This window comes from Natrinema sp. LN54 (genome assembly GCF_052439245.1).
Taxonomy (GTDB): Archaea; Halobacteriota; Halobacteria; order Halobacteriales; family Natrialbaceae; genus Natrinema; species Natrinema versiforme_A.
Genome location: NZ_JBQVRP010000001.1, coordinates 896,746 through 922,930, shown reverse-complemented (window position 1 = coordinate 922,930; position 26,185 = coordinate 896,746). Strand labels below are relative to the sequence as shown.

Sequence of the window (26,185 nt, the reverse complement as noted above, 5' to 3'; positions counted from 1 at the left end):
TTACGGCGCGTAGTAGTACTCGCCGTCGCTTTTCTGCTGGCGATCCAGCTGTGACTCGGGCTTGTTGATCCGCGGCCGGGAGGTGCGCTCGTCCCGGCGGAAGGTCACGTCCAAGTTCGCGAGGAACTCGTTCATGCCGTCGCGCATGGGCTGGGGTTGGCCGGCGCGACCCTGCACGGCGGGCTCGCCGTCGAAGACCATCAGCCGGTCCGCGAGCAGGTCCATCATGTAGATGTCGTGGTCGATGACCATCACGGTGGCGTCCTGCTGTTCGGCGTAGCGTCGGATCGCCTTCGTGGCCTGGACCCGCTGTTCGACGTCGAGGTGGGCCGACGGCTCGTCGAGCAGGTAGAGGTCCGCCGAGTCGGAGAGACAGGCCGCGATGGCGACCCGCTGGCGCTCCCCGCCGGAGAGATCCGAGAGGTTCTGCTCCATGATCCGCTCGAGTTGGAGCGGCTGGGCGATTTCGGTGTTCCAGTACGAGGAGCCGAACTGATCGGTGATCGACGAGAGGAAGGCGTCGACCCGCATGTGCTGGTCGATGGTGACGTACTGCGGTTTGTACGAAATATCGAGGTCCAGATCGGCGTCGCCCTCGTCGGGCGTGAGATTCCCGGTGAGCAGTTTCGCGAACGTCGACTTCCCGATTCCGTTCGGGCCGACGATCCCCAGCACCTCGTTCTCGCGGATCGTCCCGCCCTCGACCTCGAGGCTGAACTCGCCGTCGCCGTAGCTCTTGGTGAGGTCAGGGTACTCCACGAGTGCATCGGCCTTGCTGGCGGCCCGCGGGGCGTGTTCCTCGAACTCGATCGGGTTCGGCCGGATCCGCATGTTCTCGTTGTCGAGGTAGCCCGAGAGGTACTCGTTGATCCCGTTGCGGACGGACTTGGGCGAGGTGATGACACCGTAGGCACCCGGCTCACCGTAGGCGACGTGGAGCGTGTCCGCGAGCAGGTCGAGGATCGCGAGGTCGTGTTCGACGACGAGGACCGACTTGTCTTCCTCCTCGGCGAGTTCGCGGATCAGCCGCGCCGCGGTCACGCGCTGGCCGATATCCAGATACGGCGTGACCTCGTCGAGGAAGTAGAAGTCCGTGTCCCGAGCGAGCGTTGCCGCGATGGCGACCCGCTGGAGTTCCCCGCCCGAGAGGTCGTCGATCGACTGGTCCATGACGGGGCCGATCGAGAGCCGCTCGACTAACTCGTCTAACGCACCGCGTTCGTCGGTCCGCTCGAGCAACTGGCGGGTGTTCCCGTCGAACTGGTTCGGAATCTGGTCGACGTATTGGGGCTTCTGTGCGATGGTGATGTCGCCGTCTCGTACGTCGGCGATGTAATCCTGGAGTTCGGTCCCGCGATAGGCCTCGAGCACCTCGTCCCAGCCCGGCGACTCCTCGTGGCGGCCGAGGTTCGGCTCGAGTTCGCCCGCGAGGATGCGCACGGCGGTCGTCTTCCCGATCCCGTTCGGTCCGAGAATTCCGGTGACCTGTCCCTCCTGTGGCGCGGGGAGGCCGTACAGCGAGAAGGCGTTCTCGCCGTAGCGGTGGACCGGCTCGTCTTGGAGTTCCTGGGGCAGGTTGATGATCTCGATGGCGTCGAAGGGACACTTCTCGACGCAGATACCACAGCTCTCGCCCAGACAAATCTCCTCGGAGATGTGGATCTGCTCGGGCTGGCCCTCCGCGGCCTCCTCGCCGCGGAGGGTGATACACTCCTTGCCCGTACGATTTGGCGGGCAGTAGTTCTTGCACTCGTAGCTACACCGATCCGGCTGGCACCGGTCTAAGTCTACGACGGCGATGCTGTCGTCGGCCATGTTACCCCGAGGCCTCCGCGGTGAGCAGGATACCCCACGTCACGAACCAGAGCGCGAAGGTCATGAACGCGATGAACAGGTAGTGTTTCGCCCCGAACTCGTCGTCGCCGTAGATCCCCGAGGCGTTGATGAGGACGTACTGGACGAAAATCGCGCCGAGGACGAACGCGAGCGCCTGCGTGTTCTGGGCCGCCGCGTCGGACAGTCCGACCCAGGTCGCAGACGCCAGCGCCGCACCGACGCCCAGCAGCGCCGACAAGGCCGTCACGCTGACCGAGCGAATGTGCTTTCGCCGGTCGCTGATCGATTCGGTCGACATGGAAAGAACTGCGAGGGCGGCGCTAAAAAGGCGTTCGCATTGAACCCTGAGATCTGTTACGTAATATCGAAGAAGTCCCCAGCCTCGCGCCCCGTCGTATCCGAGTAGTCCACTTGATAGGACTCGCCCGAACTGCCGGTCACATCGATGTTCTCTATTCTGACCGTGATTTCGCTTTCCGAGTTCCCCTGTCCCCCATTGCCTTGGGAACTGTACGTGAGCTGTGACGAGTCGGGATCGAACGTCAGTTCTCCACTGTGTTGTGTTTGGACGGTCACGTCTTCGGTAGTGACCGACGAGTAGTCCACACCACCGCTGCCCTGTGGCTGAGAGACGTTGACGGTTGCTTGGTCCTTGTTACCGAGTGACGAGACATCGAACGAAACGTTTTGCGTCGTGCTGTCAGTCGCTACATCGCTCACCGTGAGCCCGGCCGATCCGCTGAACTTCCCCTTTCCACATTGGATATCGACGGTCGTGTTGAACCTCGGACCAGCGATACTGATGCTTTCTCCCTCGACGCGATCGACTCGAAACGTGACCTCGCGCTCGCCCACGCTCTGATCGTCGGCACATTCGACCGTGACACCGCTCGAACTACCGGTTTCGATCGTGTCACCGGCGTCCGGCGATGCGACGGCCACGATCGTATCGTCGACACTGTCGTCACCGATCGAAGCGACACTCACGTCTCGCACCTCGAGCGTCTCGCTGACGTTGTTAGTGAGCGTTCCGACGGTCAGTGGATCGCTGTTCCCTCGCAACTCGGTTCCGGTCACGTCGCCCTCGCTTTCGATTCCGAGGTATGCGTCCGGGTCCGCGGCTGTCTGAACGCCGATCCCGCGGTCGGCTTCGAGGGAACTGAAGCCGGCCGACGGTCCGATCACTAACAGCGTGCCGATGATAGTGACTGCGACCCCGATGTGTTTGATCGATTGCAGACGCATTCGTTTACCCCCTCGAATCCCCGGCCCCGGGAAACACCCCACGTCACTGCCCGCAGCCGCTTATCAGCTCTTTCGAATGCTCCGATAAAAACACGCTCTACCTTCCAGACCGTTCACGACGTTCACGATCGTTTAGTCCCCGTCGCAACCGCTCGAATGACCGTTCGACGAATCAATCGCACAGAAGCGTCCGGTCACGCACAGCCGTCGCACGACTCGTACAACCGGTCGCCGCCGTATAGGTTACACCGTTGAGAACGAGCACAACGACATCAGTTTGACTCGACATCACCCGTCACATCTGCACCGTCGCTGATCGTCGTACTGCCGCCGGCATCGATATCCCCTTCGACGACCGCACCCCATTTGACCACCACGTCGCCGTCGGCGTTAATGTCGCCGCGGATCGTACTGTCCCCACCGATGACGACGTCGCCGCCCGCAGTGATGTCGTCTCCGACCTCGGAGTTCCAACCGGTTTCGACGTTTCCGTCCGCGGTAATTTTGCCGCCGACCGTACTCGAGTCGCTGATCGTCACGTCACCGCCGGCCGTTATGTCGCCGCCGACCTCGGCGTCCCAGCCGGTAGTCACGGATCCATCTGCGTCGATATCACCGCCGACCCGACTCGAGGACCCCGTCGAGACGTCACCGCCAGCCCTCACGTCCTCGCTGACCTCGGAGTCCCAGCCCGTAGTCACGGTCCCGTCCGCATCGATATTGCCACCGACGGTACTCGAGTCTCCCATCGAGGCATCACCGCCCGTGTCGACGTCGCCGGTGATCTCGGAGTCCCACCCCGAGGTGACGTCTCCATCACTGCTGACATCACCGTTTCTGACTTCACCGCCGCCGACGGTCGATCCGCCGTTACCCGGTCCGCCGGGATTGCCGCCCGGAGGCCCGGATCCACCGGGATTACATTCGTAGGTGAGCTCGCTCTCTACGGTGATTCCCGTCACCGTCACTCCGTCGGCGATCGCTTCTTCGACGGTGACGGTTACGGTCGTCGTCTCAGGCCCCCGCGGACCGCCTCGGCTACTACACGCGACGAGAACTGACCCGGTGGCGTTCCGTCCGAGCGTCTCGGGAACGGTCGCCTCGAGGTCGCCCCCGCCGCTCGAGAACGCGATGTCGACCTCGAGAGCGGTGATATCCGACTCGAGGTTGTTCGTGATGGCAGCGACTTCAGACTCGTCGTTTGGCCCGTCGATCGCGCTGTCGCTCGGGACGACGCCGATATACGCGTTCTCGCCGGACGCCGTCTCCATGCTGACGCCGCGGTCGGCAGCCAGGGACGTGAACCCGTAGACGGGACCGGCAAGTAGCACCGCTCCGGCGACGATGAATAAGGCTCCGAAGACGGTAACGATATTTCCGGACACGGTGGTCCCTTATGATGGACGGCCGAGAAGACGGCCACGTTGCTGGTCTACGTTTCCAGCAGATCTACTGTCGCTATAGGACGTGCATTGACAAAACAGTTTCTGAAAGTGATTGTCACAGTCTCGATAATGATTCCCGATATCCGTTGATAAGGTCGTGATCTTCGAGTCTCCGATGCGGTTGTGGACTCACTCCTGAACGCAGTCGATCTCTACGTCGCGCTCGAGTTCGACCGTGGCATTGCCGTCGCTGGCCTCGAGTGATATCGTTGCCGTTGTCGTGGGGTCTCTCTGCTCACCGGAACCGAGGAGCACTGGGTCGACGGGGCATCTGAAATCGCCGCGTACGACAGCGATTCCCTGATCGTATTCGACGCGGAGTTCATCCCCTCCGGTAAGATTACTGTCGTCGATGGTTGCTTCGCCATCGACAGTCGACAGTTCCCCTTCAGGTACGTTATCTTCAAAAACCACTAGTTCTCGATCATCGTATTCGTACTCGTTACAACTGTAGAAAATGCAACCGCCGCCGCCATCGGCGTTGTTGCTTTCTAACTCGAGTGTTCGTTCGACGAGTTGGTCGTCGTAGACGATGCCGAGGTACGCATTCTCATCGGTCGCCGTCTCAATTCCGGCGCTTCTGTCGGCGGCCGTCGAGTCGAACGCACCGATCGAACTGATAACGAGAACCGTCCCGAGAGCGAGCAGTACGAAACCGAGAAGCGTAATTAGGCGCATAACTGGTGAGAGACTGGTTTGTGAGTGCTCGTTACGGCGGCTTCTCCATGTTCCCCAGTTGCATCCGCTGGTTCTGTATCACGTGGACGACCGCAGAGACTGCAAACAGGACGAAGACCGCTGTTGCCCACCCGAGTTCGGATATCGGGTCGGTCGGCACTACCCCGAGCCACACGCCGATCAAGACGGTCGATCCGAGCGCGGCTAACCCCAGATAGTAGGTCGCCCACGGAATCGAGTCCTCGGGGACGACGTCGAGATAGACATCCAGTCCGGCCGCCCCGTCGGTGAGCTCGATCGTTCGGTCGTCGAATTCGATCACGTTGGCCCGCTCGAGCGTGGGCAGATGGGTCTGCTGTAACGACGTGTAGACCCGCTTTCGTTCCGTCGAGGTCACTCCCTCGACCTCTTTGTCGAGTTCCCACGCTGCGACGTGTTCTGCAAGCGTCCCGAGTTCGACGGGACCGTCCTCTTGTTTGCAGTAGTGAATCGCATATCGCCGTCGGTGGTTACTCAACAGGTCGAAAATCTCCCCGCGATCCGGTCCCCCTGTTCTCGTCCCCATCGATCCCCTATTGGCTTGATACTGTTTTCTGTTGATATATAACTCTTATCGCCGTATTTTGGGGATGGGTGGCACGCAACGGTTCTATTCGACGTTGAGAAACCGCACCCGTTGTCATCGGACTCGAGTTCTCGTTTGCCTCGAGACGCATGTCCATCGAACCCCTCTGTTCGATAGATGTGATTCGTTGACCCGCGGTTCGTTTCCGCAGGTTGCGGGGGATTGACGTGAGTCTGACACACACGACAGAGGCCCGAAATACCGATCAAGGGCGGCTTGAACCTCGGTATGGCCGACCGTTCGGACGTTCTGGTCACTCAATACAAAGGGGGTAGCGTTCGTGGGGCTGAGTAAGGACCGCGTTCCGGGCCGTCGGCGACACCGCCGACTGCCGGCGCGGTTGTACGGAGACCATATATCATGAGAATGAATCGACGCAACGTGTTAGTCGGATTGGGGACGATCGTCGCAGGTGGCGGAGCCGCTCTCGGTACGGGGGCATTCAGTAGCGTGGAAGCGAACCGAACGGTTAGCGTCACGACCTCGGGCGACGCAGATGCGCTGGTCGCGTTCAATATCACCAGTAGTCTGCTCGAAGGGTCGGAAGGGGACAACGGCGAAATGATCCAGTTCGATCTTCAAGACCTCAATATCGGTGCAATCACCCGCTTCGATGGCGGCTTCGAGATCACGAACAACAGGGAAAATCAGGGCGACACGATTTCCCTTTCCATCGACGACGGGGATGGCAATTCGATCACGACGATGAACGCTTCGGGAGAAGGAGACGGGATGTATTTCGAATACAATGACGGCGATCTCACCGATATAAATGGAAACGGTGGCAGTGTCACGCTCGATGTCGTGTTCAACCTCGAAGGTTCGTCTGACACTACCACAGCGGATACCGCCCTCCCGTCCACCGTTGCAATCACGGCAGACGATAGCAGTGGTGGGTCGGCATGAGACTGAACAGACGGAACGTGATATTCGGACTGGGAACGGTCGTTGCGGGTGGAGGAGTCGCCTTCGGTACCGGAGCGTTCAGCCAAGTTGAGGCAGACCGTACGATCACTGTCGACGTTGCCGACGATCAAAACGCCTTCGTCAGTGTTACGCCGAATACTAACACTGATCTCGTGACCGTCGACGGCGACACTGGCCAGATCATGATCCAGTGGAACGCGGACGATTTCGGCGGTAGCGGTGCACATCAGAACGCGACGATCATTATCGACAAAGCGATCGACTTCGCACACAACGGCGAGAGCGGGACAACCTACGAAGTGAGTATGGCTGACGATAATCTATCCGGGGACGCGAGCATCGCGTTCACCAATGTTACTGAACCGATCGTCTTAGCGGAAGGGGAAACTACAACGGCCGGTCTGGAAATCACTACGTCTGACTCGAGCATCAAAGACGAGACGGTCACGTTAGAGATAACGGAACAGTAGCCGCTTGTAGTCAACCGCACTGACCGTCTCAACGGTCGATATCGGTACGAGCCGGACTACCGAAATCCGCGTCGACAGTACACCAATATGGTCTCAGCACGGACGCTGTTCGCTGCAGCCGCGCTTTGCTTTCTCTTCGCATTTGCAGCCCCGACTATGGCGCTTGCGATAGGCGAAGATTCGGCGAGCGACGATGTCGTTTTCGAGCCGGTTGACGAACGATACGCGACGATCGAAAACGGCAACCTCACGCTCGACATCGGCGTGTACGGCGATGCGATGACAACTATCGAAGACGTGTTCACGATTCGAGTCGGGGAGGACGCCGACGACATCGAAGCGATTTGGATCGATCACGATGTCGACGGTGTGACCTTCTATACCGGAGGTTCTCCGATCACCGACGAGTCGAGACTCGAGCCCGCACCCGGTGAAACCGTCACCGTGGGAGTGTCGATTAATACCCATATCGCACCCACGGGTACGAAAACGTTCACCGTGCACGCTATCTCCGAAGACGAGACCGAGAACCGGAACGATGTCACCTCCTCGCCTCCGGGTGGAGTCACCGTCGAGTCCCTCTCGGTCGACCCGCATTCGCTCGAGACCGGCGCAACAACGACGGTGAACGCGACGTACCGGAACTTCGGCGAGACCGAGACGGTAACGCCGCGTCTGACCGTCGATGGGACCGTCGTCGACCAGCGGTCGATCGACCTCGAGCCGGGAGAGACGGCGACGGTCAGTTTCGAGCGGCGGATGGACTGGCCCGGGGCGTACGACGTCGGGATCGCGGGCGTCGGCTCCGAATCGGTGACCGTCGAGGGGCCGCCGATCGACGTCGTCGACGCGACCATCGACGACGCGGAACTCACGGCCGGCGAGTCGACCGCGGTTCGGGCGACGGTCAGGAACCCGACCGACAGGGCGGCCGATCGCACGCTCGAGGTCGCGGTCGACGGGACCGTCGTCGATAGCCGGGCCGTCACGATTCCGGCGAACGGCGAGCGGACGGTCGTCTTCGAACGGCAGTTCGACGAGGTAGGGACGTACGAAATCGGAGTCAGCGGCGTCGGTGCGGGGACGGTTACTGTCTCCGAGCCGGGGACGTTCTCGATCCGGAACCGGGAGCTCTCGGCGGCGACGACGGCGGCGATCGCGCCACCGGCGACGGCGGGGCTGTTGTTCCTCGCGATGGCTGCGAACCGTCGGTGGGCGTTCGTTCAGTAACGTCCGGCCCCGACTCGCTACGACTCTGTGTTGACCGCTGAGATGGCGAGTATGACCGACCCGACGAGGGGGCTGTTTCTCCCTCGCGCGCGCTACTGCGGTGGGTAAGTGAAACGGCGCTCGCCCGCATCCCATCTCAGACCGTTTCTCCAGTGTGGTCTCGGGACGAGCGTTTCCGTTCTCCCTCTGGGTCGCGACTTCGCGACGTTGCTCTGCCGTCGTCACTCTCGCGGGCTTTATACTGCAGCAGAGATATACTCAGGTCGAACCGTCACCCAACTATGAATATCCTCGTCACTACTCGATGACCGCCGCCACGCTCGCTAAGCGGGGACTCGGGCTCGCGATCGCGCTGGTCGTCGTCCTCCTGCTGGTCGGCCAACTCCTCGGGCAGCCGATCCTGCTCGGCTACGTCGCGACCGGCAGCATGGAGCCGACGATGGACGCCGGCGACGGGTTCGTCGCGATTCCCAGCATCGCCGCGGGCGACGTCGAGGAGGGCGACGTGGTCGTCTATCAGGCCAGAGACCTCCACGACGGCGGGCTGACGACCCACCGCGTCGTCGGCGAGACGGAGGAGGGGTACGTCACGAAGGGTGACGCGAACCCGTTTACCGATCAGGACGGCGGCGAACCTCACGTCACCGAGGGCCAGATCGTCGCCGAGGTCTTGCAGGTACACGGCACCGTCGTGACCGTTCCGTACCTCGGGAGCGCGATCATGGGTGTGCAGGGACTCGCGGAGCGGGCCTACGGGACGGTCGCGCCGATACTCGGGTTGACGACGACCGCGTCCTCGAACGGCCTCGGCTCCATGCTCGTCGCGGTCGGCGTCGCCATGCTCGGATTCGGCACGCTGCTCGAGCGACTCGGGCCGTCTCGGCGCGAGGTGACGCGCTCGCGGTCCCGCGAGAACGTGATCGCGTTCTGGGCCGCGCTCGGCCTCGTGTTACTCGTGTTCGTCACGTTCGCGACCGCGGCGATGGTCGTCCCGTCGGGCACCACCGAGTACGAACTCGTCAGTACCGAGAACCCCGGCGACGACCCACAGATCGTCGCGCCCGGTGGGACGACGGAACTCGCTCGCACCGTCGACAACGCCGGCTACCTGCCGGTGGTGGTCGTCCACGAGGCGGAGAGCGGCGGGATCGGTGCCGATCCCTCGCAGCAGACGGTCGGGATCCGGGACAGCGGGGAAACGACGGTGACGCTGTCGGCTCCCGAGGAGCCGGGCGAGTACACGCGCCATCTCGGCGAGTACCGGTATCTCGCCGTGTTACCGCCGTCAGTGCTGGGCTGGCTTCACACTCTACACCCGCTCGCCGCCATCGCGGCGGTCAACGGCGTCATCGTCGGGATCGCCGTCGCGGTCGTGCTCGTGATCTTCGGCAGCGGCGACATCCGATACCGGTCGACCGGCGGGAACGCCCCGCTCTCGACCCGCCTCGAGCGGAAACTCCGGAAGTGGCTCCGGGATCGGGAGTAGCTCCTCGGGGCCACTATCCTTATAGTGGTCTATTTCTTTCATTTACGCATGCAGTATCCCGATGACCGACCAGTTCGGAAACGGACGGGTCGGCCAGCGGGCGCGTTCGGACGGAGTGGCTGGGGATCGGGGGACGACGGATGATCGACAACCCGCGACTCGAGTTGTTGCTCGTCAAACAGGGGCGGGCGATCGCTATCGCGCTGATCGTTATCGGTGCCCTCGCGATCGTCGCGACCGGGTGGGCCGTCGCGAACCCGGAGACGACGACCTCACCCCAGTTCGACGAGGAACGCGTCGCGACTGACGCACAGACGAGCGCGCTGGTCTCCGAGAACGGCACGCTCTGGACCGAAGGCGACCGCCTCACGGACAGTTCGGTCTACGTGTTGAACACCTCGCCGGAGCTCACGGTCGAGCCGGAGACGACGCTGCGAAACGAGACCGGCGGCGTCCCGGTCGAGGATGGGGACGTCACCCACGAATTGCGGCTTCGATTCGAGGCGATCCGCGACGGCGATTCGTTCTGGAACGAGTCCCATCGACTGCTCCGCGACTCGCCGTCGGTCGAGAACGGGGTCGCCACGTCGGAGACGACGATCGATATGGAGTCCTATCGCGAGCGACAGCGCCAACTCGAGCGGGAAGTCAGCGGTATCGGCTCGGTCGAACTCACGATGGAACTGCGCGTCGAGTACGACACGGGCCACCATCGTGGCACGTTCACGACCGAGACGCCGGTGGTGATCACGGACGACGCCTACTGGCTGGAGGGGTCGCTGTCGGACTCGGCCGCCCACAGCCACCGGAGCGGCACGGAGCGGACGACCGAGTCCCGGAGTCCGGCGCTCATCGGTGGGTTCTCGGTGCTCGGGACGCTCTCGCTCGCCGGTGGGGCGATCGTCGCCCGCCGGTCGCCGACGGACCTCGAGGCCGCCCGCCGCGCGGTCCACGAACAGCGGTACGCCGAGTGGATCTCGCGGGGCTCGATCCCGATGTGGATCGGCGACTACCACGTCTCGCTCGATACCCTCGAGGACGTGGTCGACGTCGCGATCGACACCAACGAGCGCGTCGTCCACGACGAGCAGCGGGGGCTGTTCGCGGTCGTCAACGACGGCGTCGTCTACTACTACAGCGACCGCGGCCTCTGGGAGGAGACCGCGTGGCCGGAGATGGATCTCGAGGAACAGCCTGCCGTCATCGACGGCGATCGGGAGATGTCGGTCGAGGAAATCGCGGAACTCGACCCGAGCGACGAGTTCGCGTCCCCCGACGATGCGGACGGGTTCGAAGACGACGAGGACGTCTGGAACCAACTGTAGCCCGTCGCGTCGACGCGCCGAGCAGTGGGAGTGGCGGTTCGGTTCTTCCCGTCGCTACCTGTTCGATCCCCAATCACACAGGTATAATAGTGATAAACAAAAACCGTGAGGTATGCAACGGCCACTCGTTGTCACCGATTTCCTCGAGCAGGCGCGGAGCTACTACGGGGACGAGGAAGCGATCGTGGGGACCGACGGCGACCGATTCACCTACGCTGAGTTCGGCGAGCGGGCCGACCGGTTCGCCGCGGCGCTGCAGGATCGGGGCATCGAAAAGGGCGACCGCGTCGCCGTCCTCGACCCGAACACCCACTACCACCTCGAGGCGGCCTTCGGCGCGATGCAACTCGGCGCGGTCCACACACCGCTCAATTACCGGCTCGAGCCGGCCGACTACGAGTACATCCTCTCGGACGCGGGCGTCGACGCGATTTTCGCCGATTACGAGTACGCCGAGAAGATCGAAGCGATCCGCGACGAGGTGCCGACGGAGACGTTCGTGACGAACGATGCTGACGCCGTCGAGGGCGATTGGGAGGAGTTCGACGCTGTGCTCGAGGAGGCGGGCACCGCGTTCGAGCGGCCGGAGATGAGCGAGGACGAGATCATCACGATCAACTACACCTCGGGGACGACGGGGGATCCGAAGGGCGTCTGTCGCACCCACCGGACCGAGACGCTCCATGCCTATCTGATGTCGATCTACCACGAAATCACCGACGACGACACCTACCTGTGGACGCTGCCGATGTTCCACGTCAACGGCTGGGGCCACATCTACGCGGTGACCGGGATGGGTGCCACCCACGTCTGTACGCGCGGAGTCAACCCCGACGAGGTCGTCTCCTCGATCCGCGAGGAGGACGTCTCCTTCCTCTGTGCCGCCCCGGCGGTGCTCAACCAGTTGATCGATTATTATGAGAGCGAGGGTGAGCCGGCGATGATGGGCGACCAGCAGGTCCGAGTCACGACCGCCGGCAGCGCGCCGCCGGAGGCGACGATCCGGGCCGTCGAGGATCGCTTTGGCTGGTACCTGAAACACCTCTACGGGGCGACCGAGACGGGCCCGCTGATCACCATTTCCGACGCGAAGCGGCTCATGACCGACGACAACCGCTTCGAGATCAAGAAACGGCAGGGGATGGGCGTCCTCGGTACCGACGTTCGCGTCGTCGACGAGGACGGCGAGGACGTCCCCCGCGACGATCAGACCCTCGGCGAGATCGTCGTCCGGGGCAACCAGATCATGGACCGCTACTGGAACAAGCCCGAGGAGACCGAGACGGCCTTCAACGACCGCGTCGAGGGCTACTACCACACGGGCGACCTCGCAACGGTCGACGAAAACGGCATGATCGCGATCCGGGACCGCAAGAAGGACATCATCATCTCCGGCGGCGAGAACATCTCGAGCATCGAACTCGAGGACGCCCTCTTCGACCACGACGCGGTCGCGGACGCGGCGGTGATTCCCGCGCCGAGCGACGAGTGGGGCGAGACGCCGAAGGCGTTCGTCGTGCCGTCGAACGGCGATCCCGACGATCCGCCGGTCTCGGCCGACGAACTGACCGAGTTCACTCGCGATCGACTCGCAAGTTACAAGGTCGTCCGCCGCGTCGAGTACGTCGCGGAACTGCCGACGACCGCGACCGGGAAAACTCAGAAGTACGAACTGCGCCAGCGCGAGTGGGCCGACGAGGACCGGATGATCGGCGAGGGGTGACCACCGGCAAATCCGTCCGATGTACTGCCAGTCGAACTCGTTGCGAAACCGGTCGACCGAATAGCTGCTCGTGGTGAGTATCGTCATTTATGACCGGTTTCGACCGATCGCGGCCGTTCCTCGTATTCGGCTTTTCGTCGCCTCAGCGCTCACTTTCCCGGCAAAACCGTCACGCAATCTAGTACGATTTTCTGTCCGGTAAGGCTCAACTTTTATACTGCTGGGGCCTTTCGATTCGTAATATGGCAGAGACCGACGGGGAGGCGATCGAAGACTTGCCACCGAGTGCGAAACTCGTCTTCAAGGTTCTCGAGTACGACGGGCCACTGACCCAGAAACAGATCGTCGAGGAATCGATGCTCTCGGCCCGGACGGTACGATACGCGCTCGAGCGCCTCGAAGAGATCGGGATCGTCGACGAGGACATCTACTTCGCCGACGCCCGACAGAGTCTCTACCGGCTCGAGGAACCGGTCGCGGCCGACGGGAACGGCGTCGAGGAGTCCCCGAAGAAAGACGCGTGCTGCGCTGAATAACGGCGAGAACGGCAGGATTATTTTCCAGCGGTGATCGGGTTTCGATATGGATAAAGAGCGGCTGCCGCGATGGGGCTGGCTGTTGGTCGGGCTGTTTCTGGCGGCGTTGATCGCGAACCTGCTCAACTGGCTCGTCTTGCTCCCGAACGGGCTCCCCGAGGCGTACCGATCGATCACGGTCATCACGACCATGTCGCCGGTACTGATCTACGTCGGCGTCTGGTACGACGCGGATAAACAACACTACTGGACGCACTCGCGGGCGCGAATCGTCGGCGATTGTCTGTTCGTCGTGGCGGGGGCGGCGCTGGGCTCGGCCATCGCGCTCGTCGCGATCGTCGGGCTCGGTCTCCCCGGCTTTCTGCAGGACGTCCTCGCGATGGCCGGCGGCTTCCTCCTGTCGTGGGGACTGTTCTGGTGGCGCAACCCGGATCTCTACGGCACCGACGCCGAGCGCTGAGCCCGCCGAGTGCGCCGCGACCGGTTGATCGCGACGCCGCGACTGCGGGCGTCTGTTATTCGAGTGAATCCGTGCCGTCACCGACCCGCTCGTCGTCGCGGCCGGCGATTCCCGGCGTCGGCGGCGTCGTCCGTTTGTGTGCGGTGTCGGCGTAGCGAGCCGCGATGTCTTCGGCCGTCTCGCGATCGATCCGCAGTTCGCCGATAGCGTCCTCGAGCGGGAGCCCCTTCTCGACGAGTCGATAGAGCAACGGATCGATGACGTCGTACCGCGCGCCGAGTTCGCCGGCGTCGGTCTGTGTGGCCCAAAAGCCCGCCGTCGGTTCCTTGCTGACGATCCGGCGGGGAAGCCCGACGTGTTTCGCGAGCGCCCGGACCTCCGTCTTGTAGCAGTCGCCGATCGGATAGGCGTCGGCCGCGCCGTCGCCGTACTTGGTGAAGTAGCCGAGCAGTCGCTCCGAGCGGTTCGCGGTGCCGATGACGAGTCGGGACTGGCGGTTCGCCGCGTAGTAGGCGGCGATCATCCGCAACCTCGCAGTGACGTTCCCGATCTCGTGGGTTCGCTCGTCGGGCGTTCCGCCCTCGGCGTCCGACTCGAGGGCGCTCGCGACCGTCCCGTCGAAGGCCTCGAGGAGCGGTCGCAACTGAATTTCCTCGAACTCGATGCCCATTCCCTCGGCGATCGTGCGGGCGTCGCTGACGTGGGCTCCATCGGTTTTGGTACAGGGCAGTCCCAGCCCGAGCACGCGGTCGTTTCCGACGGCGTCGACCGCCAGCGCCGCCGTCAGCGTCGAGTCGATCCCGCCGCTCATGGCCACGACGACGCCGTCGGCTCCGGCGTCGGCGACCCGCGTCTGGATATCGGCCACGATTCGCTCGCGGAGCGCCTCGAGCGACCCGCGGTCCGTGAGAAACGGCCCGTTCGTGCGTTCGATTCCCGAATAGACGAACGTCTTCCTATCGACACTCATGCGTTGGAATCACTCTGTTGTACTCACTTTGCCCAAACGATTGTCTCATATATGAAGCTAATGCTTGGCTACGTTGGAATTATGCGGGTGGTTCGCACGCACTCGGTCGGGCGTCGCCGCTATTTCCGACAGATTGTCCACTTCGACCGCTCGAGATGCGTCCGTTTCTGTACGGATGCGACAGGCCGTTCAGTTCGTCTGGCGCTTCGCCGGACCGATCGTCGACCAACTTTCCTCGCGCGCGCCGCGGTCCGCTCGAGGTCCGACGCGATCGGGCCCGCGCGAGATTTGCGTCTTACACGTACACGTTCGCTCGTTGCTCCCGAAAATCCGCATCAAAAAACACCCTCGCTCACTGACTCGCAGTTCGCCTGCTTACGACGGCACGATCGTCACCGGGTCCTTCCGGTCGATCGCTTGCTCGAGTTCCTCGGCGATCGCGCTCCCGCGTGACACCTGGATTTCGCCGCCGCGGCTCACCGTCGCGGTGAAGAGGTAGTCGCCGGCGGCCTGCACTTCGACCGTCTCGCCCTGGTTGCCGTCGACGGGGATGACGATGTGTCGCGAGGTGATCTCGGGCTGGACCATCTGGCCGGCCTGCGACCCGCCGCCCCCGCCGCCGTTGGCGCTGGCACCGCCGGAACCGCCGCCCGCGCCGTAGTTGGGGTTCTCGTCGTGGGTCCGGACGTCGATGTCGATCCCCAGTCGGTTCTCGACGTCGGTGATGCGGCCGCCGCCCTTGCCGATGACGCTCGAGATGTCGTCCTCCTCGACGTAGACGACGGCCTTGTCCTGGCTCTTGAGTTCGACGTCGACGTAGCCTCGCGCGATCGAGCGGATCTCCCGTTCGATCTCCTGTTTCGCGATGCGGTCGACACCGGACTCGTTGCCGGGGCCGCCGTCCTCGTCGTTCAGCGGGACGGTGACGACCTGTCGGTTGAAGGTGTAGATCTCGTACTCGGGCTCGCCAGTCTGGAAGTTCGTGACCTGAATCACGGGGCGAGCGAGGTCCTCCTCGGTGAGCCCTGCGGGGACCTTGACCTCCGTCTTCACGTCGTAGACGGTGTTGACCTCCCCGGCCTCGATGTAGACGACGGTGTCGACGACTTGGGGAATCATCCCGAGTTCGACCCGCCCGACGAGCCGCTGGAGCGCGTCGATCGGCCGCGTCGCGTGGACGACGCCGATCATGCCGACGCCGGCCAGTCGCATGTCAGCGAAGACCTCGAAGTCGTCGGTCTTGCGGACCTCGTCGTAGATGGTGTAGTCCGGCCGAACCATCAACAGGGCGTCGGCGGTTTTGGCCATCTCGCCGCCCAGTTCCGTGTACTGGGTGATGTCGGGGCCGACCTGCAGGTCCCGCGGTTTCTCCATCGTCTTGACCGAGTAGTCGTGATCGGCGATGTAGCGGGCGACCGCTTGCGCGAACGTCGACTTCCCGGCTCCGGGCGCACCCGAGATGAGGACGCCGCGCTGGCGCTCGAGCAGGCGGTCTTTCAGTTCGTCCGCGTGCTCGTAGTCCTCGATGTCGGTCTGGGCGATCGGGCGGACGGCGGTGATCTCGATGCCGTCCGAGAAGGGGGGCCGCCCGATCGCGATCCGGTAGTCCCGGAACTGGACGATCTCCATTCCCGGCTCCGAGAGTTCGATGAAGCCGTCGGGGGCCTCCTTCGCGCCGTCGACGACCTCGCGGGCGTACTCGTCCATCGTCGCCTCGTCGAGCGGTTCGTCGGCGATCTGCTGGTAGCGCATCTCGCCGAGTTCGCCCCGCTTTGCCATCGGGACCGCGTCGGTCTTGAGGTGGACGCTCATCGTCTCGTCGTCGAAGAACTCCTCGACGGCCAGCGTCCCGATCTCGCGGACCTCCGGGGAGACGTGCTCGACGTCGAGCCCCTTGGCCTGTGCGACCTCGGCCTGGACGATATCGCTGGTGACGAAGGTCGCGTCGAGCTCCTCCGCGAGGTCCCGAATGAGGGCGTCGATCTCGCCTTCGGAGGCGTGTCCGCGCTCGATGGCGTTCGGCCGCTCGCCGACGTACCGGAGTTCGATAACTCCGTCATCGGCGAGGTCGGCCAGCCGCTGGAGCTCTTCGAGGCCGTCCCAGCCGCTGTCGATCCCGTCGTTGGCCTGCGCCTCGAGTTCCGCGACGACCGCTTCGGGCACGCAGATCGTCGCTCCCTCGAACTGCCCGTCTTCGATAGTCGCCGAGACGCGGCCGTCGATGACCACGCTCGTATCCGGCACGACGTTCATACGTAAACTGGTTCACGTACGCCTATAAGGGTGTTCACAGCAACTCCACGGGGGTCGGTTGCAGTCCGCATGCGTCGTGTCGTGTGCGCTCTCCCGTGTTCCTATTCAGCGGGAACACTCACGGAAACTTACCGGACCGACCGAACACGTTTCCCGCATGCAACCGCAGCAGACGTTCGGACGCGGAGGACTCAACGGCTTTCTCGATGTCGAGGAACTCGTCGATCGCATCGGGCTCGACGAGGACGAAATCGCGTGGCGAAAGGAGTTCATCGGCTTCGACGAGGACGACGAACGGCGGCTGTCGGCCCTCGAGCCGTTGGTGCAAGCGAACGCCGAGGCGATCGCCGACGACTTCTACGAGAACGTGTTGCACTACGAGCAGACGCGAGCGATCGTCGACCGGTCGCCGAAAGACATCGACGCCCTCAAGCGAACCCAGCAGGCGTATCTCGTCTCGTTGGCCGCCGGCGAGTACGATCGAGAGTTCTTCAAGAACCGGGCGCGGATCGGCAAGCTCCACGAGCTACTGGACATGCCCCTGAAACAGTACGTGGGGCAGTACGGCGTCTACTACGATCTGATTCTCTCCCGGCTGAACGAGCGGGTCCAGCAACAGGTCATCGACGCCGTCGAGGAGTGGGCCGCCGAACGCGAGGCCGAGGACGACGGCGGCCTCGGGCGCGTCGTCGGTGCGCTGGGACTGGGCGGCGGCACCGACGCGGCCGACGACGGCCTCGAGGACTCGTTCGAGACGGCGGTCAGGGACGCTATCGACGACGGCATGATGGACGTCCTCTCGCTGTTGCGGATCATCAATCTCGACATGCAGGTCGCGACCGACACGTACGTCGACTCCTACGCGCAGCGACTCGAGGAGTCGATCGAACGCCGCAAACGACTCGCTCAAGAGGTCGAAAACGACGTGCAGGGGCCGATCGCCGAACTCCACGAGTCGAGCGAGGCCGTCGCGCGGCGCGCGGAGTCGATCAGCGAGCACACCGAGTCGCAGGCGGCCGGTATCACGCGGGCCGCGGGCGAACTCAACGACGTGAGCGCCGCCGTCGAGGAGGTCGCGAGCGTCGCGGACGAGGTCAGCGAGGAGAGCGACCGGACCGAACGACTCGCCGCCGAGGGCGTCGATGCGGCCGACGACGCGTTGGACGAACTCGAGGCGATCGAGGACGCGACGGATCGCGTCGCCGACGCCGCCGACGCGCTCGCGGAGCGGACGGACGAGATCGACGAGATCGTCGACCGCCTCGACGACCTCGCGGAACGGACGACGGTGCTCGCGGCCAATGCGAAGATCGAGTCCACCAGATCGGACGCCGACGGCGGCGAGACCATGGGCGTCATCGCGAGCGAGGTCCGGTCGTTCGCCGAGCAGACGAAATCGGATCTGGCCGAGATCGAGGCCGCCGTCGAAGCCGTCCGCGAGGACGCCGCGGCCACCGTCGAAACGACCGAGGAGACGGTCGCTCGCGTCGACGCCGGAACCAACCGGGTCCGGGAGACGGTCGACTCGCTCGAGGCGATCCACGAGTCGGCCCGCGAGACCGCTTCGGGGATGGAGGACGTGGCGGCGGCGGCCGACCAGCAGGCCCGCGGCGTCGAGGTGACGGCGCAGACGCTCGACGACCTCTCGGAGTCGGCCGACACGGTCGCGAGCGCGGCGGAGTCGGTCGCAGCCGCCAGCCAACAACAGACGGCCAGCCTCTGCGAGGTCCGGGAGTCGGTCGCGCGACTGACCGACGACGCCGCCGAGGACACCGTCCCGGTCTACGAACGGCTCGGCTGATCGCGAGGGCCGGGCCGATCGCGGACTTCGCTGCACTGAACACCACAGCCGTCGATACCCCGCCTATGACTTCGACGCTCGTCGATCTCACGCGCGATCTCGTCTCGATCCCGAGCCACGACGACGCGACCGCTGCCGGCGATTTCCTCGAGTCGTGGCTGCGCCGCGAGACCGACGCCGACGTGACGCGAGACGACGCCGGCAACGTGATCGCCCGGAAGGGGACGGGAGCCGAGACGCTCGCGCTCGTGGGACATCACGATGTCGTCGAACCGGCAGCGTCGCAGGTGGCCGACGGAAGCGGCGGCACTGACGCGACCGAGTACATTGTCGAGGAGCGCGATGGCCGCCTCTACGGCCGCGGGACGGCGGACATGAAAGGGGCGCTCGCGGCCGCCGTACTCGCTTTCCGCGAGGCCGATCCCGCGGGGGAACTCGTCGTCGCGAGTTTCGTCGGCGAAGAGGTCGGCGGCGTCGGCGCGCAGTACGCGATCGAGCAGGGGTTCGCCCCCGACTACGCCGTCGTCGGGGAGGGATCGACGAACTACTCGGGACCGGACGTTACCGACGTCGCCGTCGCCCACAAAGGTCGCCGGGGGAGTACGATCGTCGCCCGCGGCACCGCCGCCCACGCCAGCGAGGCCGACGCTGGCGAGAACGCCATCTACCGCGCCACCGCGGCCGTCGACCGCGTTCGAGACCTCGAGCCCCCGTCCGTCGACGTGGCCGGCGAAACGCTCGCGGGCCGGCTCACTGTCACGGAGATCGAAGGCGGGTCGGCGATGAACGTCGTGCCCGCTCGTTGCGAGTTCACGGTCGACGAACGGACGGTACCGGGCGAGCGCGCCGCTCTCGAGTCGGTCGCAGACCTCGAGGGGATCGAGTGGACGGTCGACCAGGACCTGCCGCCGATGCGGTGTGACGACGACGCGTTCGTCAAGGCAGTGCTCGCGGCCGCGACCGCGTCCCAGACCGCCGATCCCGAACTCGTGACGAAACCCCACGCGACCGACGCGGGCTGGCTCTCACGGGCCGGCACGGAGTGCGTGATCTACGGGCCGTCCGAACCCGGCGAGGCCCACACCGACGACGAGAGCGTCTCGATCGCCGTCCTCGAGCGGTGTCTCGAGACCTACCGACGGGTCGCACAGGAGTGGCCGACGGCGCGGTAGTGCCGCCGCGCCCGTCTCGGCCCGTGATCGGCGGCCGATCAGACGCCCGGGACGCCGACCGCCTCGAAGCCGGTGATTCCCAGCGCGGCGAGGACATAGAGCGCGATCAGGACGGTGACCCACGCGACGAGCCCGATCATCGCGGCGGCGGTCCAGTCGCCGGGATACCGCCAGTTGATCACGCCGATGTAGGCGACGAGTGCGAGCAACGGTCCCACGAGCGGGATCCAGCCGACGACGAAGCCGACGATCGCCCAGACGATCGCCCCGATCAACGCGGTGACGATGGCGTGATCGTAGTCACCTCTCCCCACGATAACTCGAGCTCCGGCGTAGATGCCGAGCGCGCCGATCAGCAGGCTCACGACGAAGACGACGGCCGATGCGATTGGTCCAGTGAGTGCCATAGCGTGGATCGACATACGTCAGATCGGCGGAACAGTCCGGTGCTTGCAAGTTCTGTCTGTCTCTCATCGACTCGCGAACACCGCGGGAGGGTCGCGTTCACCGCCGTCACAACGGCGTATTGACTATCACGTCAGTCGATAGTTTTCGCGACTCGAGTGGCTGCTGTCGGTGACCGTCCGCGCTCGAGTCGCCGGAACCACGACGTTGATACCGCTTCCGGGCCAACGGTACGTCTATGGCGACCGATCAGGCCCAGAGCGATGCGAGCGAGGCCGATACCTACGATCAGTTCGAAGACCGAGTCCGACGTATCTCGAATATCGGGAACGCCGCCGGCATCCTGCAGTGGGATCAGGAGGTCGTGATGCCTGACGACGGCACCCCGGCCCGCGCACAGCAGCTCTCGGCGCTGTCCTCGATCAGCCACGAACTCCTGACCGCCGACGAGACCGGCGAGTTGCTCGAGGAACTGGCGGGGGACGAGAGCGGCGAAACCCAAAGCAGTGATCTCGAGGGCGAGCAGGCCGCGGTCGTCCGCGAGATCCGCCGGAAATACGACCGCGAGACGAGCGTCCCGCAGGACCTCGTCGAGGAAATTTCGGCGACGGCGTCGAACGCCCATCCGAAGTGGAAGCAGGCCCGAGAGGAGGACGACTTCGATCACTTCGCGCCGACCCTCGAGAAACTGGTCGAATTGAAGCGCGAGTACGCCGAGCACATCGATCCCGACGCCGACCCCTACGCCGTTCTCTTCGCGGACTACGAACCCTACATCGACCTCGAGACGGCCGAACGGGTCTTAGAGCGATTGCGGGAGAACCTGGTGCCGCTGATCGATGCCGTTCAGGATAGTGACGCGGACCTCGAGACCGACGCGTTCGCGGGCGAGTTCGACGACGACGATCAGGAAGCCCTCGCGCGGGACGTGCTCGATTCGCTGGGCTACGACTGGGATCGCGGTCGGCTCGACACCGCACCGCATCCGTTCTCGTCGGGCACGCAGTTCGACGCCCGCGTGACCACTCGCTTCGAGGAGGACGATCTCTTGGGCTCGATCACCTCGACCATCCACGAGTTCGGCCACGCGAACTACACGCAGGGGCTGCCCGACGAGGGCTACGGCACGCCGCTGGGCGAGGCGCGGGACCTCTCGGTCCACGAGTCCCAGTCCCGCCTCTGGGAGAACCACGTCGGCCGCTCCCGGCCCTTCTGGGAGCACTTCCTGCCGATCGCGCGGGAGCGCTTCCCCGAACTCGAGGACGTCACGCCCGAGGAGGCCTACGAGGCCGCGAATCAGGTCCACGACGACAACCTCATCCGGGTCGAGGCGGACGAACTCACCTACCACCTCCACATCGTGATCCGGTTCGAGATCGAACGCGATCTGATCCGGGGCGACCTCGAGGTCTCGGAGGTCCCCGAGGTGTGGAACGACAAGTACGAGGAGTACCTCGGCGTGCGCCCGGAAACCGACGCGGAGGGCTGCCTGCAGGACATCCACTGGTCCCACGGCGACTTCGGCTACTTCTCGACGTACTCGCTGGGCTCGGTGCTCGCGGCGCAGTTGTACGCCGCTGCCGAGGACGACCGCGGTCCCTTCGACGACCAGATCCGCGAGGGCGAGTTCGACGAACTCAACGGCTGGCTCCGCGAGAATATCCACCAGCACGGCAAACGGTACGTCACGCCCGACCTGATCGAGAACGCGACCGGCGACGGGCTGACCGCGGACTACTTCCTCGAGTACGTCGAGTCGAAGTACGGCGACCTGTACGACCTCGAAGACTACTGAGCGCCGTTCGCGCGATTTCGGTTCCCGTCCGCCGTCGCCCGCGAGACCGTTCCCCGACCCCCGTTTTTAGGGTTGATGCCGACCTATTGGCCGACGATGTCCGACTCACTCGAGCAGGGAACGGCGATCGTCACGGGCGCGAGTTCCGGCATCGGCGCGGCGACCTGTCGCGAACTCGCGGCCGCGGGCGCGAACGTCGCTCTCGCGGCACGCAGCGAAGACCGACTGCGGGAACTCGCCGACGACCTCGAGACGACCCACGATGTCGAGACGCTGGTCGTCCCGACGAACGTCCGCGAGGAGGACGATATCGACGCACTGATCGAGGCGACCGTCGATGAGTTCGGCGGCATCGACGTGCTGGTGAACAACGCGGGGCTGGGCCGGGGCAGCGAGGTCGAATCGCTGTCGACCGACGACTACGAGACGATGCAGGAGACGAACGTCGACGGCGTCTTCTACGCCACGCGGGCGGCGATCCCCCACATCCGCGAACGCGACGGCCACTTGATCTTCGTCGGCAGTTTCGCCGGCCGCCACCCGCGACCGGCTAACCCCGTCTACGCGGCCACGAAGTGGTGGGTTCGGGGCTTCGCCAAGAGCCTGGCGGCCCAGATCGGCGACGCCGACGTCGGGGTCACGATCGTCAACCCCGCCGAGGTGCGCTCCGAGTTCGAGACCCCCGACGGCGAGACGTTCGCCGAACGGTACGACGAGGACGAGGCGAGCGACCCCGCGGAGATCGCCGCCGCGATCCGCTTCGCCGCGAGTCAGGACCACTCGAGCGTGAGCGAACTCGATATCAATCCGCGAGAGAAGTTCGCCGAGACGTTCCACTGAGCGGCACGGATCGGCCGACGGACCCCACGAGACACGTAAAAGGAGGTTGGAACTGCCGGGTCTGGACTCACCCGTCCCGGGCCCCCTCCCTCGAGTATGCGAGTATCCATTCCCGGCGCTCCGGGCGTGTACTTCGACACTGACGCGGAATCGACGGCGATCAACGTCGCCCTGACCGCCGCCGGGCGGCGGGCGCCGAAACCGCAGGGGTACGCCATTCAGGCCCTGCCCTACCTCTGGTCGTTCGACGTCGACCTGCAGGAGGTCCCGACCGACCACCCAATCCAGTACCTCCATCCGGAGGGCGCGCGGAGCCTGGGCGAAATTTCGCCCCAGCGCGGCGTCCGCGAGGCCGGCACCGAACTCGAGTCGGTGCTGCGATTCGTCTGGTCGGTCAACGAGGAAGTCGAGTCGGCGACGACCCGACTCCTCGGGGCCGGACCCGCGTCCGAGAAGGAGGGCGTGACCATCGAGATTCAGGAGGGCCAGGTCGGCGTCGGCGGGTCGGAACTCGAGACCGACGAGTTCGACATCGACCAGACCGCTGTCGACGACGCCGAGGGGGACGAGTTCGATACCGGCGACGAACTGTGAGTCGCCACCGATAGCGCCGCCGAACGGCTCCCGATGACTGCTTCGTTTGCGGGCTGTGATTCTGGCTGCCAACCCGAATCGAAGTCGCGTTCGTAGAAAATACCGAACCGATACCGCAAGAAATTCGTCCGGCTAATCACACCGATCGATAATGGTCGGTGCTGCCCTCCAGCGGTTCGCGATACTTGTGGTGCTACTGGGTGGGTTTCTCGAACTGAGTTCGAAGAGGACCGGCATCGGATTCATGCTGTTTGCCGCCCTCATCGGCGTCATCGGCCTCGCTATCGAACTCTTGTCGGAGGAACTCGAGCAGTAGCTCCCGAAAACGTCTCTCCGACAACATTTTAATCCGTCATTCGGATTCAACGACTATGGCCACAACCCCGATCGGTCTCCGCATACGGATGGTCGTCGCCGTCCTCGGACTCGCGGTCGTCACGCTCGGACTGCTCGTGGGCGTCTGGGCCGTGTTCTACGGCGTGCTCTCGTTTCTCGGGTTCGCGTTCGCATCCCGCGTCGCGTCCGTCACCACCGCCGGGACGCTGGTGACGATCGGGTATCTCGAGTACAGACACCTCGAGACGATCGAGCGGCTCGCGGACGCCCACCCGGTGGATCGGGAGACGGCACCGGAGCTGTACGAGACGACGACCCGGGTCGCGGCCCAGCTCGGCGTCCCCGTGCCGACGATCGCCGTCTCGGAGCGGGACGCCCCCGAAGCGCTGGCCGTCGGCTTCCGACCGGAGTCGGTCCATCTGGTGCTCTCGCTGGGGGCGCTCGACGCGCTCGAGGGGCAAGCGAAACTGGAGGCGGTGATCGCACACGAACTCGCCCACGTCAGAAACCGCGACGCGATGGTCATGACGGCCGTTTCGCTGCCCGTCGTACTCGCCGACGGCCTGGGCTCGCGGATCGACCGGATCGAGAACCCCGGCTGGGCCGCGATCGTCACCGTCCCGCTGGGGTTTCTCTCGGTGGGCGTTCGGATCGTCGGGCGCACGATCACGGCCCGTCTCTCCCGGGTCAGGGAGCAAGCGGCGGATCGGGCCGCCGCGGAGGTGACCGGCTCACCAGCCGCTCTCGCCAGTGCGCTCCGGCGGTTAGATCGGGAGATTGCGGACACGCCGACTCGAGACCTCCGCGACGCGTCGGGCGTCTCCTCGTTGTCGATCATCTCGCTCGAGCCGGCCGAGCCCGAAAAGATCATGCTCGGCCCCGAGGGCGACACCGAGCCGTCGTACTGGGCGCTTCGAAAACGGCTCCACCGGCTCGAGCGCTACCTCTTCGAAACGCACCCGCCGACGGACGAGCGACTCGACGCGCTCGCGGCGCTCGAGCGCGACCGGTAGCCCCGGCGGTCCGTCGCCCGGGAGCTGCGACCGGACTCCGCTTCAGACGGACCCGAACGGAGCGTCGCGCTCGCCGCCGGGACACAGCGAACCGTATAACACGCTGGCCCCGCTGGATCGACTCGAGACCATGCCACTGCGCGCGTTCCGGATCGCCTACGACGGGACGGACTACCGCGGCTTCCAGCGCCAGCCCGACGTTCCCACCGTCGAGGACGCGATTTTCGATTCGCTCCGCGCGCTCGATGTCCTCGAGCCCGACGCCGACAAGCCCGCGGGCTACGCCGCCGCCGGCCGCACCGACGCGGGCGTCTCCGCGCTCGCCCAGACGATCGCGCTCGAGGCCCCCGATTGGCTCGCGCCGCGGGCGCTGAACGCCGAACTGCCCGCGGATATCCGGGCCTGGGCAGCCGCCGAGGCGCCGGACGGGTTCCACGCGACCCACCACGCGAGCCGCCGGGCGTACACCTATCACCTGTACGCCCCGCCCGCCGAGGGAGCGACGCGCGATTCCGCCGCCGATCCGACTGCACCCGCCGTCGACGACGCCCGGTTCCGCGCGGCCTGTGAGGCGCTGTCCGGGACCCACGACCTGCACAATCTGACGCCGGACGATCGCAATACCGAGCGCTCGCTGTCCCTCGCGGCTCGCCGTGACGACGACTACCTCGTCGTCACCGCCAGTGCCGGCGGCTTCGCTCGAGAACTCGTCCGTCGGCTCGTTTCGTTGGCTCGCGCGGTCGGCACTGGCGAATCGCCGCTCGAAAAAGTCGATCGCGTCCTCGAGCCCGAACCGTTGCCCGGCCACGAGGGAGTCGCGCCCGCGCCGCCGGAGCCGCTCGTGCTGACCGAGGTGGACTACCCCGATCTCGCCTTCGAGATCGATGACGACGCGGCCGCGAGCGCTCGAGCCGTGTTCGACCGTCGCCGCATCGATCGCCGAACGGGGGCCCGCGTCGCCGGACAGGTGGCCGACGGGATGCGCTGATCGGTCGGCCCCCGACTCGAGCGATCCCGTCG

General features: G+C 64.9%; 25 protein-coding genes. 16 read left to right on the top strand and 9 right to left on the bottom strand.

The window, feature by feature from the left end:
* The 6 genes from ACT4ML_RS04625 to ACT4ML_RS04600 form a co-directional block, all read right to left on the bottom strand.
* Positions 1-1,815: a ribosome biogenesis/translation initiation ATPase RLI gene (locus tag ACT4ML_RS04625; RefSeq protein ID WP_444719800.1), complete on the bottom strand. Its 1,815-nt coding sequence runs from the start codon at positions 1,813-1,815 to the stop codon at positions 1-3.
* 1 nt (position 1,816) lies between these two features.
* The gene (locus ACT4ML_RS04620; RefSeq protein WP_444719799.1) at positions 1,817-2,134 is read right to left on the bottom strand and encodes an EMC6-like membrane protein; all 318 of its coding nucleotides are present in this window, start codon (positions 2,132-2,134) and stop codon (positions 1,817-1,819) included.
* A gap of 56 nt (positions 2,135-2,190) precedes the next feature.
* Positions 2,191-3,081, bottom strand: a complete 891-nt coding sequence (locus tag ACT4ML_RS04615) for a hypothetical protein (RefSeq protein WP_444719798.1) — start codon at positions 3,079-3,081, stop codon at positions 2,191-2,193.
* Between the two features lie 272 nt (positions 3,082-3,353).
* Positions 3,354-4,466: a polymer-forming cytoskeletal protein gene (locus tag ACT4ML_RS04610; protein WP_444719797.1), complete on the bottom strand. Its 1,113-nt coding sequence runs from the start codon at positions 4,464-4,466 to the stop codon at positions 3,354-3,356.
* A gap of 189 nt (positions 4,467-4,655) precedes the next feature.
* Positions 4,656-5,204 carry a hypothetical protein gene (locus ACT4ML_RS04605; protein WP_444719796.1) on the bottom strand — a complete coding sequence of 183 codons (549 nt, stop codon included), beginning with the start codon at positions 5,202-5,204 and terminating at the stop codon, positions 4,656-4,658.
* Between the two features lie 31 nt (positions 5,205-5,235).
* The gene (locus tag ACT4ML_RS04600; protein WP_444719795.1) at positions 5,236-5,769 is read right to left on the bottom strand and encodes a DUF7344 domain-containing protein; all 534 of its coding nucleotides are present in this window, start codon (positions 5,767-5,769) and stop codon (positions 5,236-5,238) included.
* Positions 5,770-6,195: 426 nt separating this feature from the next.
* On the opposite strand from ACT4ML_RS04600, the gene ACT4ML_RS04595 reads away from it, so the two are divergent.
* The 8 genes from ACT4ML_RS04595 (at position 6,196) to ACT4ML_RS04560 (ending at position 13,986) form a co-directional block, all read left to right on the top strand.
* Positions 6,196-6,735 (top strand): hypothetical protein, encoded by a 540-nt coding sequence (locus tag ACT4ML_RS04595; protein ID WP_444719794.1) that lies wholly within the window; start codon positions 6,196-6,198, stop codon positions 6,733-6,735.
* Positions 6,732-7,226 (top strand): hypothetical protein, encoded by a 495-nt coding sequence (locus ACT4ML_RS04590; RefSeq protein WP_444719793.1) that lies wholly within the window; start codon positions 6,732-6,734, stop codon positions 7,224-7,226. The genes ACT4ML_RS04595 and ACT4ML_RS04590 overlap by 4 nt, the downstream gene beginning before the upstream one ends.
* 87 nt (positions 7,227-7,313) lie before the next feature.
* Positions 7,314-8,456, top strand: a complete 1,143-nt coding sequence (locus ACT4ML_RS04585) for a CARDB domain-containing protein (protein WP_444719792.1) — start codon at positions 7,314-7,316, stop codon at positions 8,454-8,456.
* A 304-nt stretch (positions 8,457-8,760) separates the two neighbouring features.
* Positions 8,761-9,942 (top strand): signal peptidase I, encoded by a 1,182-nt coding sequence (locus tag ACT4ML_RS04580; protein ID WP_444719791.1) that lies wholly within the window; start codon positions 8,761-8,763, stop codon positions 9,940-9,942.
* 140 nt (positions 9,943-10,082) lie between these two features.
* A complete protein-coding gene (locus tag ACT4ML_RS04575) occupies positions 10,083-11,267 on the top strand; it encodes a DUF5305 domain-containing protein (protein ID WP_444719790.1) in 1,185 nt (394 codons plus the stop codon).
* A gap of 112 nt (positions 11,268-11,379) precedes the next feature.
* Positions 11,380-12,990 carry a long-chain-fatty-acid--CoA ligase gene (locus ACT4ML_RS04570; protein ID WP_444719789.1) on the top strand — a complete coding sequence of 537 codons (1,611 nt, stop codon included), beginning with the start codon at positions 11,380-11,382 and terminating at the stop codon, positions 12,988-12,990.
* A gap of 242 nt (positions 12,991-13,232) precedes the next feature.
* On the top strand, positions 13,233-13,526 hold the full coding sequence (locus ACT4ML_RS04565) for a MarR family transcriptional regulator (RefSeq protein WP_006430384.1): 294 nt from the start codon (positions 13,233-13,235) through the stop codon (positions 13,524-13,526).
* A gap of 46 nt (positions 13,527-13,572) precedes the next feature.
* On the top strand, positions 13,573-13,986 hold the full coding sequence (locus tag ACT4ML_RS04560; RefSeq protein WP_138243655.1) for a hypothetical protein: 414 nt from the start codon (positions 13,573-13,575) through the stop codon (positions 13,984-13,986).
* A 55-nt stretch (positions 13,987-14,041) separates the two neighbouring features.
* On the opposite strand, the gene ACT4ML_RS04555 is transcribed toward ACT4ML_RS04560, so the two are convergent.
* Complete coding sequence (locus ACT4ML_RS04555; RefSeq protein ID WP_444719788.1) at positions 14,042-14,956, bottom strand: NAD+ synthase; 915 nt, start codon at positions 14,954-14,956, stop codon at positions 14,042-14,044.
* A gap of 375 nt (positions 14,957-15,331) precedes the next feature.
* A complete protein-coding gene (locus ACT4ML_RS04550; RefSeq protein WP_444719787.1) occupies positions 15,332-17,209 on the bottom strand; it encodes a PINc/VapC family ATPase in 1,878 nt (625 codons plus the stop codon).
* A 157-nt stretch (positions 17,210-17,366) separates the two neighbouring features.
* Between ACT4ML_RS04550 and ACT4ML_RS04545 the strand changes: the two genes are divergently transcribed.
* Both ACT4ML_RS04545 and ACT4ML_RS04540 read left to right on the top strand, forming a co-directional pair.
* Complete coding sequence (locus ACT4ML_RS04545; RefSeq protein WP_444719786.1) at positions 17,367-19,010, top strand: protoglobin domain-containing protein; 1,644 nt, start codon at positions 17,367-17,369, stop codon at positions 19,008-19,010.
* 65 nt (positions 19,011-19,075) lie between these two features.
* A complete protein-coding gene (locus tag ACT4ML_RS04540) occupies positions 19,076-20,182 on the top strand; it encodes a M20 family metallopeptidase (protein WP_444719785.1) in 1,107 nt (368 codons plus the stop codon).
* Between the two features lie 38 nt (positions 20,183-20,220).
* Here the strand turns inward: ACT4ML_RS04540 and ACT4ML_RS04535 are convergent, their stop codons facing one another.
* Positions 20,221-20,589: a hypothetical protein gene (locus ACT4ML_RS04535; protein WP_444719784.1), complete on the bottom strand. Its 369-nt coding sequence runs from the start codon at positions 20,587-20,589 to the stop codon at positions 20,221-20,223.
* A 236-nt stretch (positions 20,590-20,825) separates the two neighbouring features.
* On the opposite strand from ACT4ML_RS04535, the gene ACT4ML_RS04530 reads away from it, so the two are divergent.
* The 6 genes from ACT4ML_RS04530 to truA all read left to right on the top strand — a co-directional run bounded on the left by ACT4ML_RS04530 (position 20,826) and on the right by truA (position 26,153).
* Positions 20,826-22,382 (top strand): carboxypeptidase M32, encoded by a 1,557-nt coding sequence (locus ACT4ML_RS04530; RefSeq protein WP_444719783.1) that lies wholly within the window; start codon positions 20,826-20,828, stop codon positions 22,380-22,382.
* 96 nt (positions 22,383-22,478) lie between these two features.
* A complete protein-coding gene (locus tag ACT4ML_RS04525; RefSeq protein WP_444719782.1) occupies positions 22,479-23,222 on the top strand; it encodes an SDR family oxidoreductase in 744 nt (247 codons plus the stop codon).
* 96 nt (positions 23,223-23,318) lie between these two features.
* Entirely contained in the window at positions 23,319-23,816 is a 498-nt protein-coding gene (locus ACT4ML_RS04520; protein WP_444719781.1) for a hypothetical protein, read from the top strand.
* 151 nt (positions 23,817-23,967) lie between these two features.
* A complete protein-coding gene (locus ACT4ML_RS04515; RefSeq protein ID WP_175416336.1) occupies positions 23,968-24,132 on the top strand; it encodes a hypothetical protein in 165 nt (54 codons plus the stop codon).
* A 55-nt stretch (positions 24,133-24,187) separates the two neighbouring features.
* Positions 24,188-25,165 (top strand): M48 family metalloprotease, encoded by a 978-nt coding sequence (locus ACT4ML_RS04510; RefSeq protein ID WP_444719780.1) that lies wholly within the window; start codon positions 24,188-24,190, stop codon positions 25,163-25,165.
* Between the two features lie 130 nt (positions 25,166-25,295).
* Positions 25,296-26,153 (top strand): tRNA pseudouridine(38-40) synthase TruA, encoded by an 858-nt coding sequence (gene truA / locus ACT4ML_RS04505; RefSeq protein ID WP_444719779.1) that lies wholly within the window; start codon positions 25,296-25,298, stop codon positions 26,151-26,153.
* Positions 26,154-26,185 lie beyond the last annotated feature (32 nt).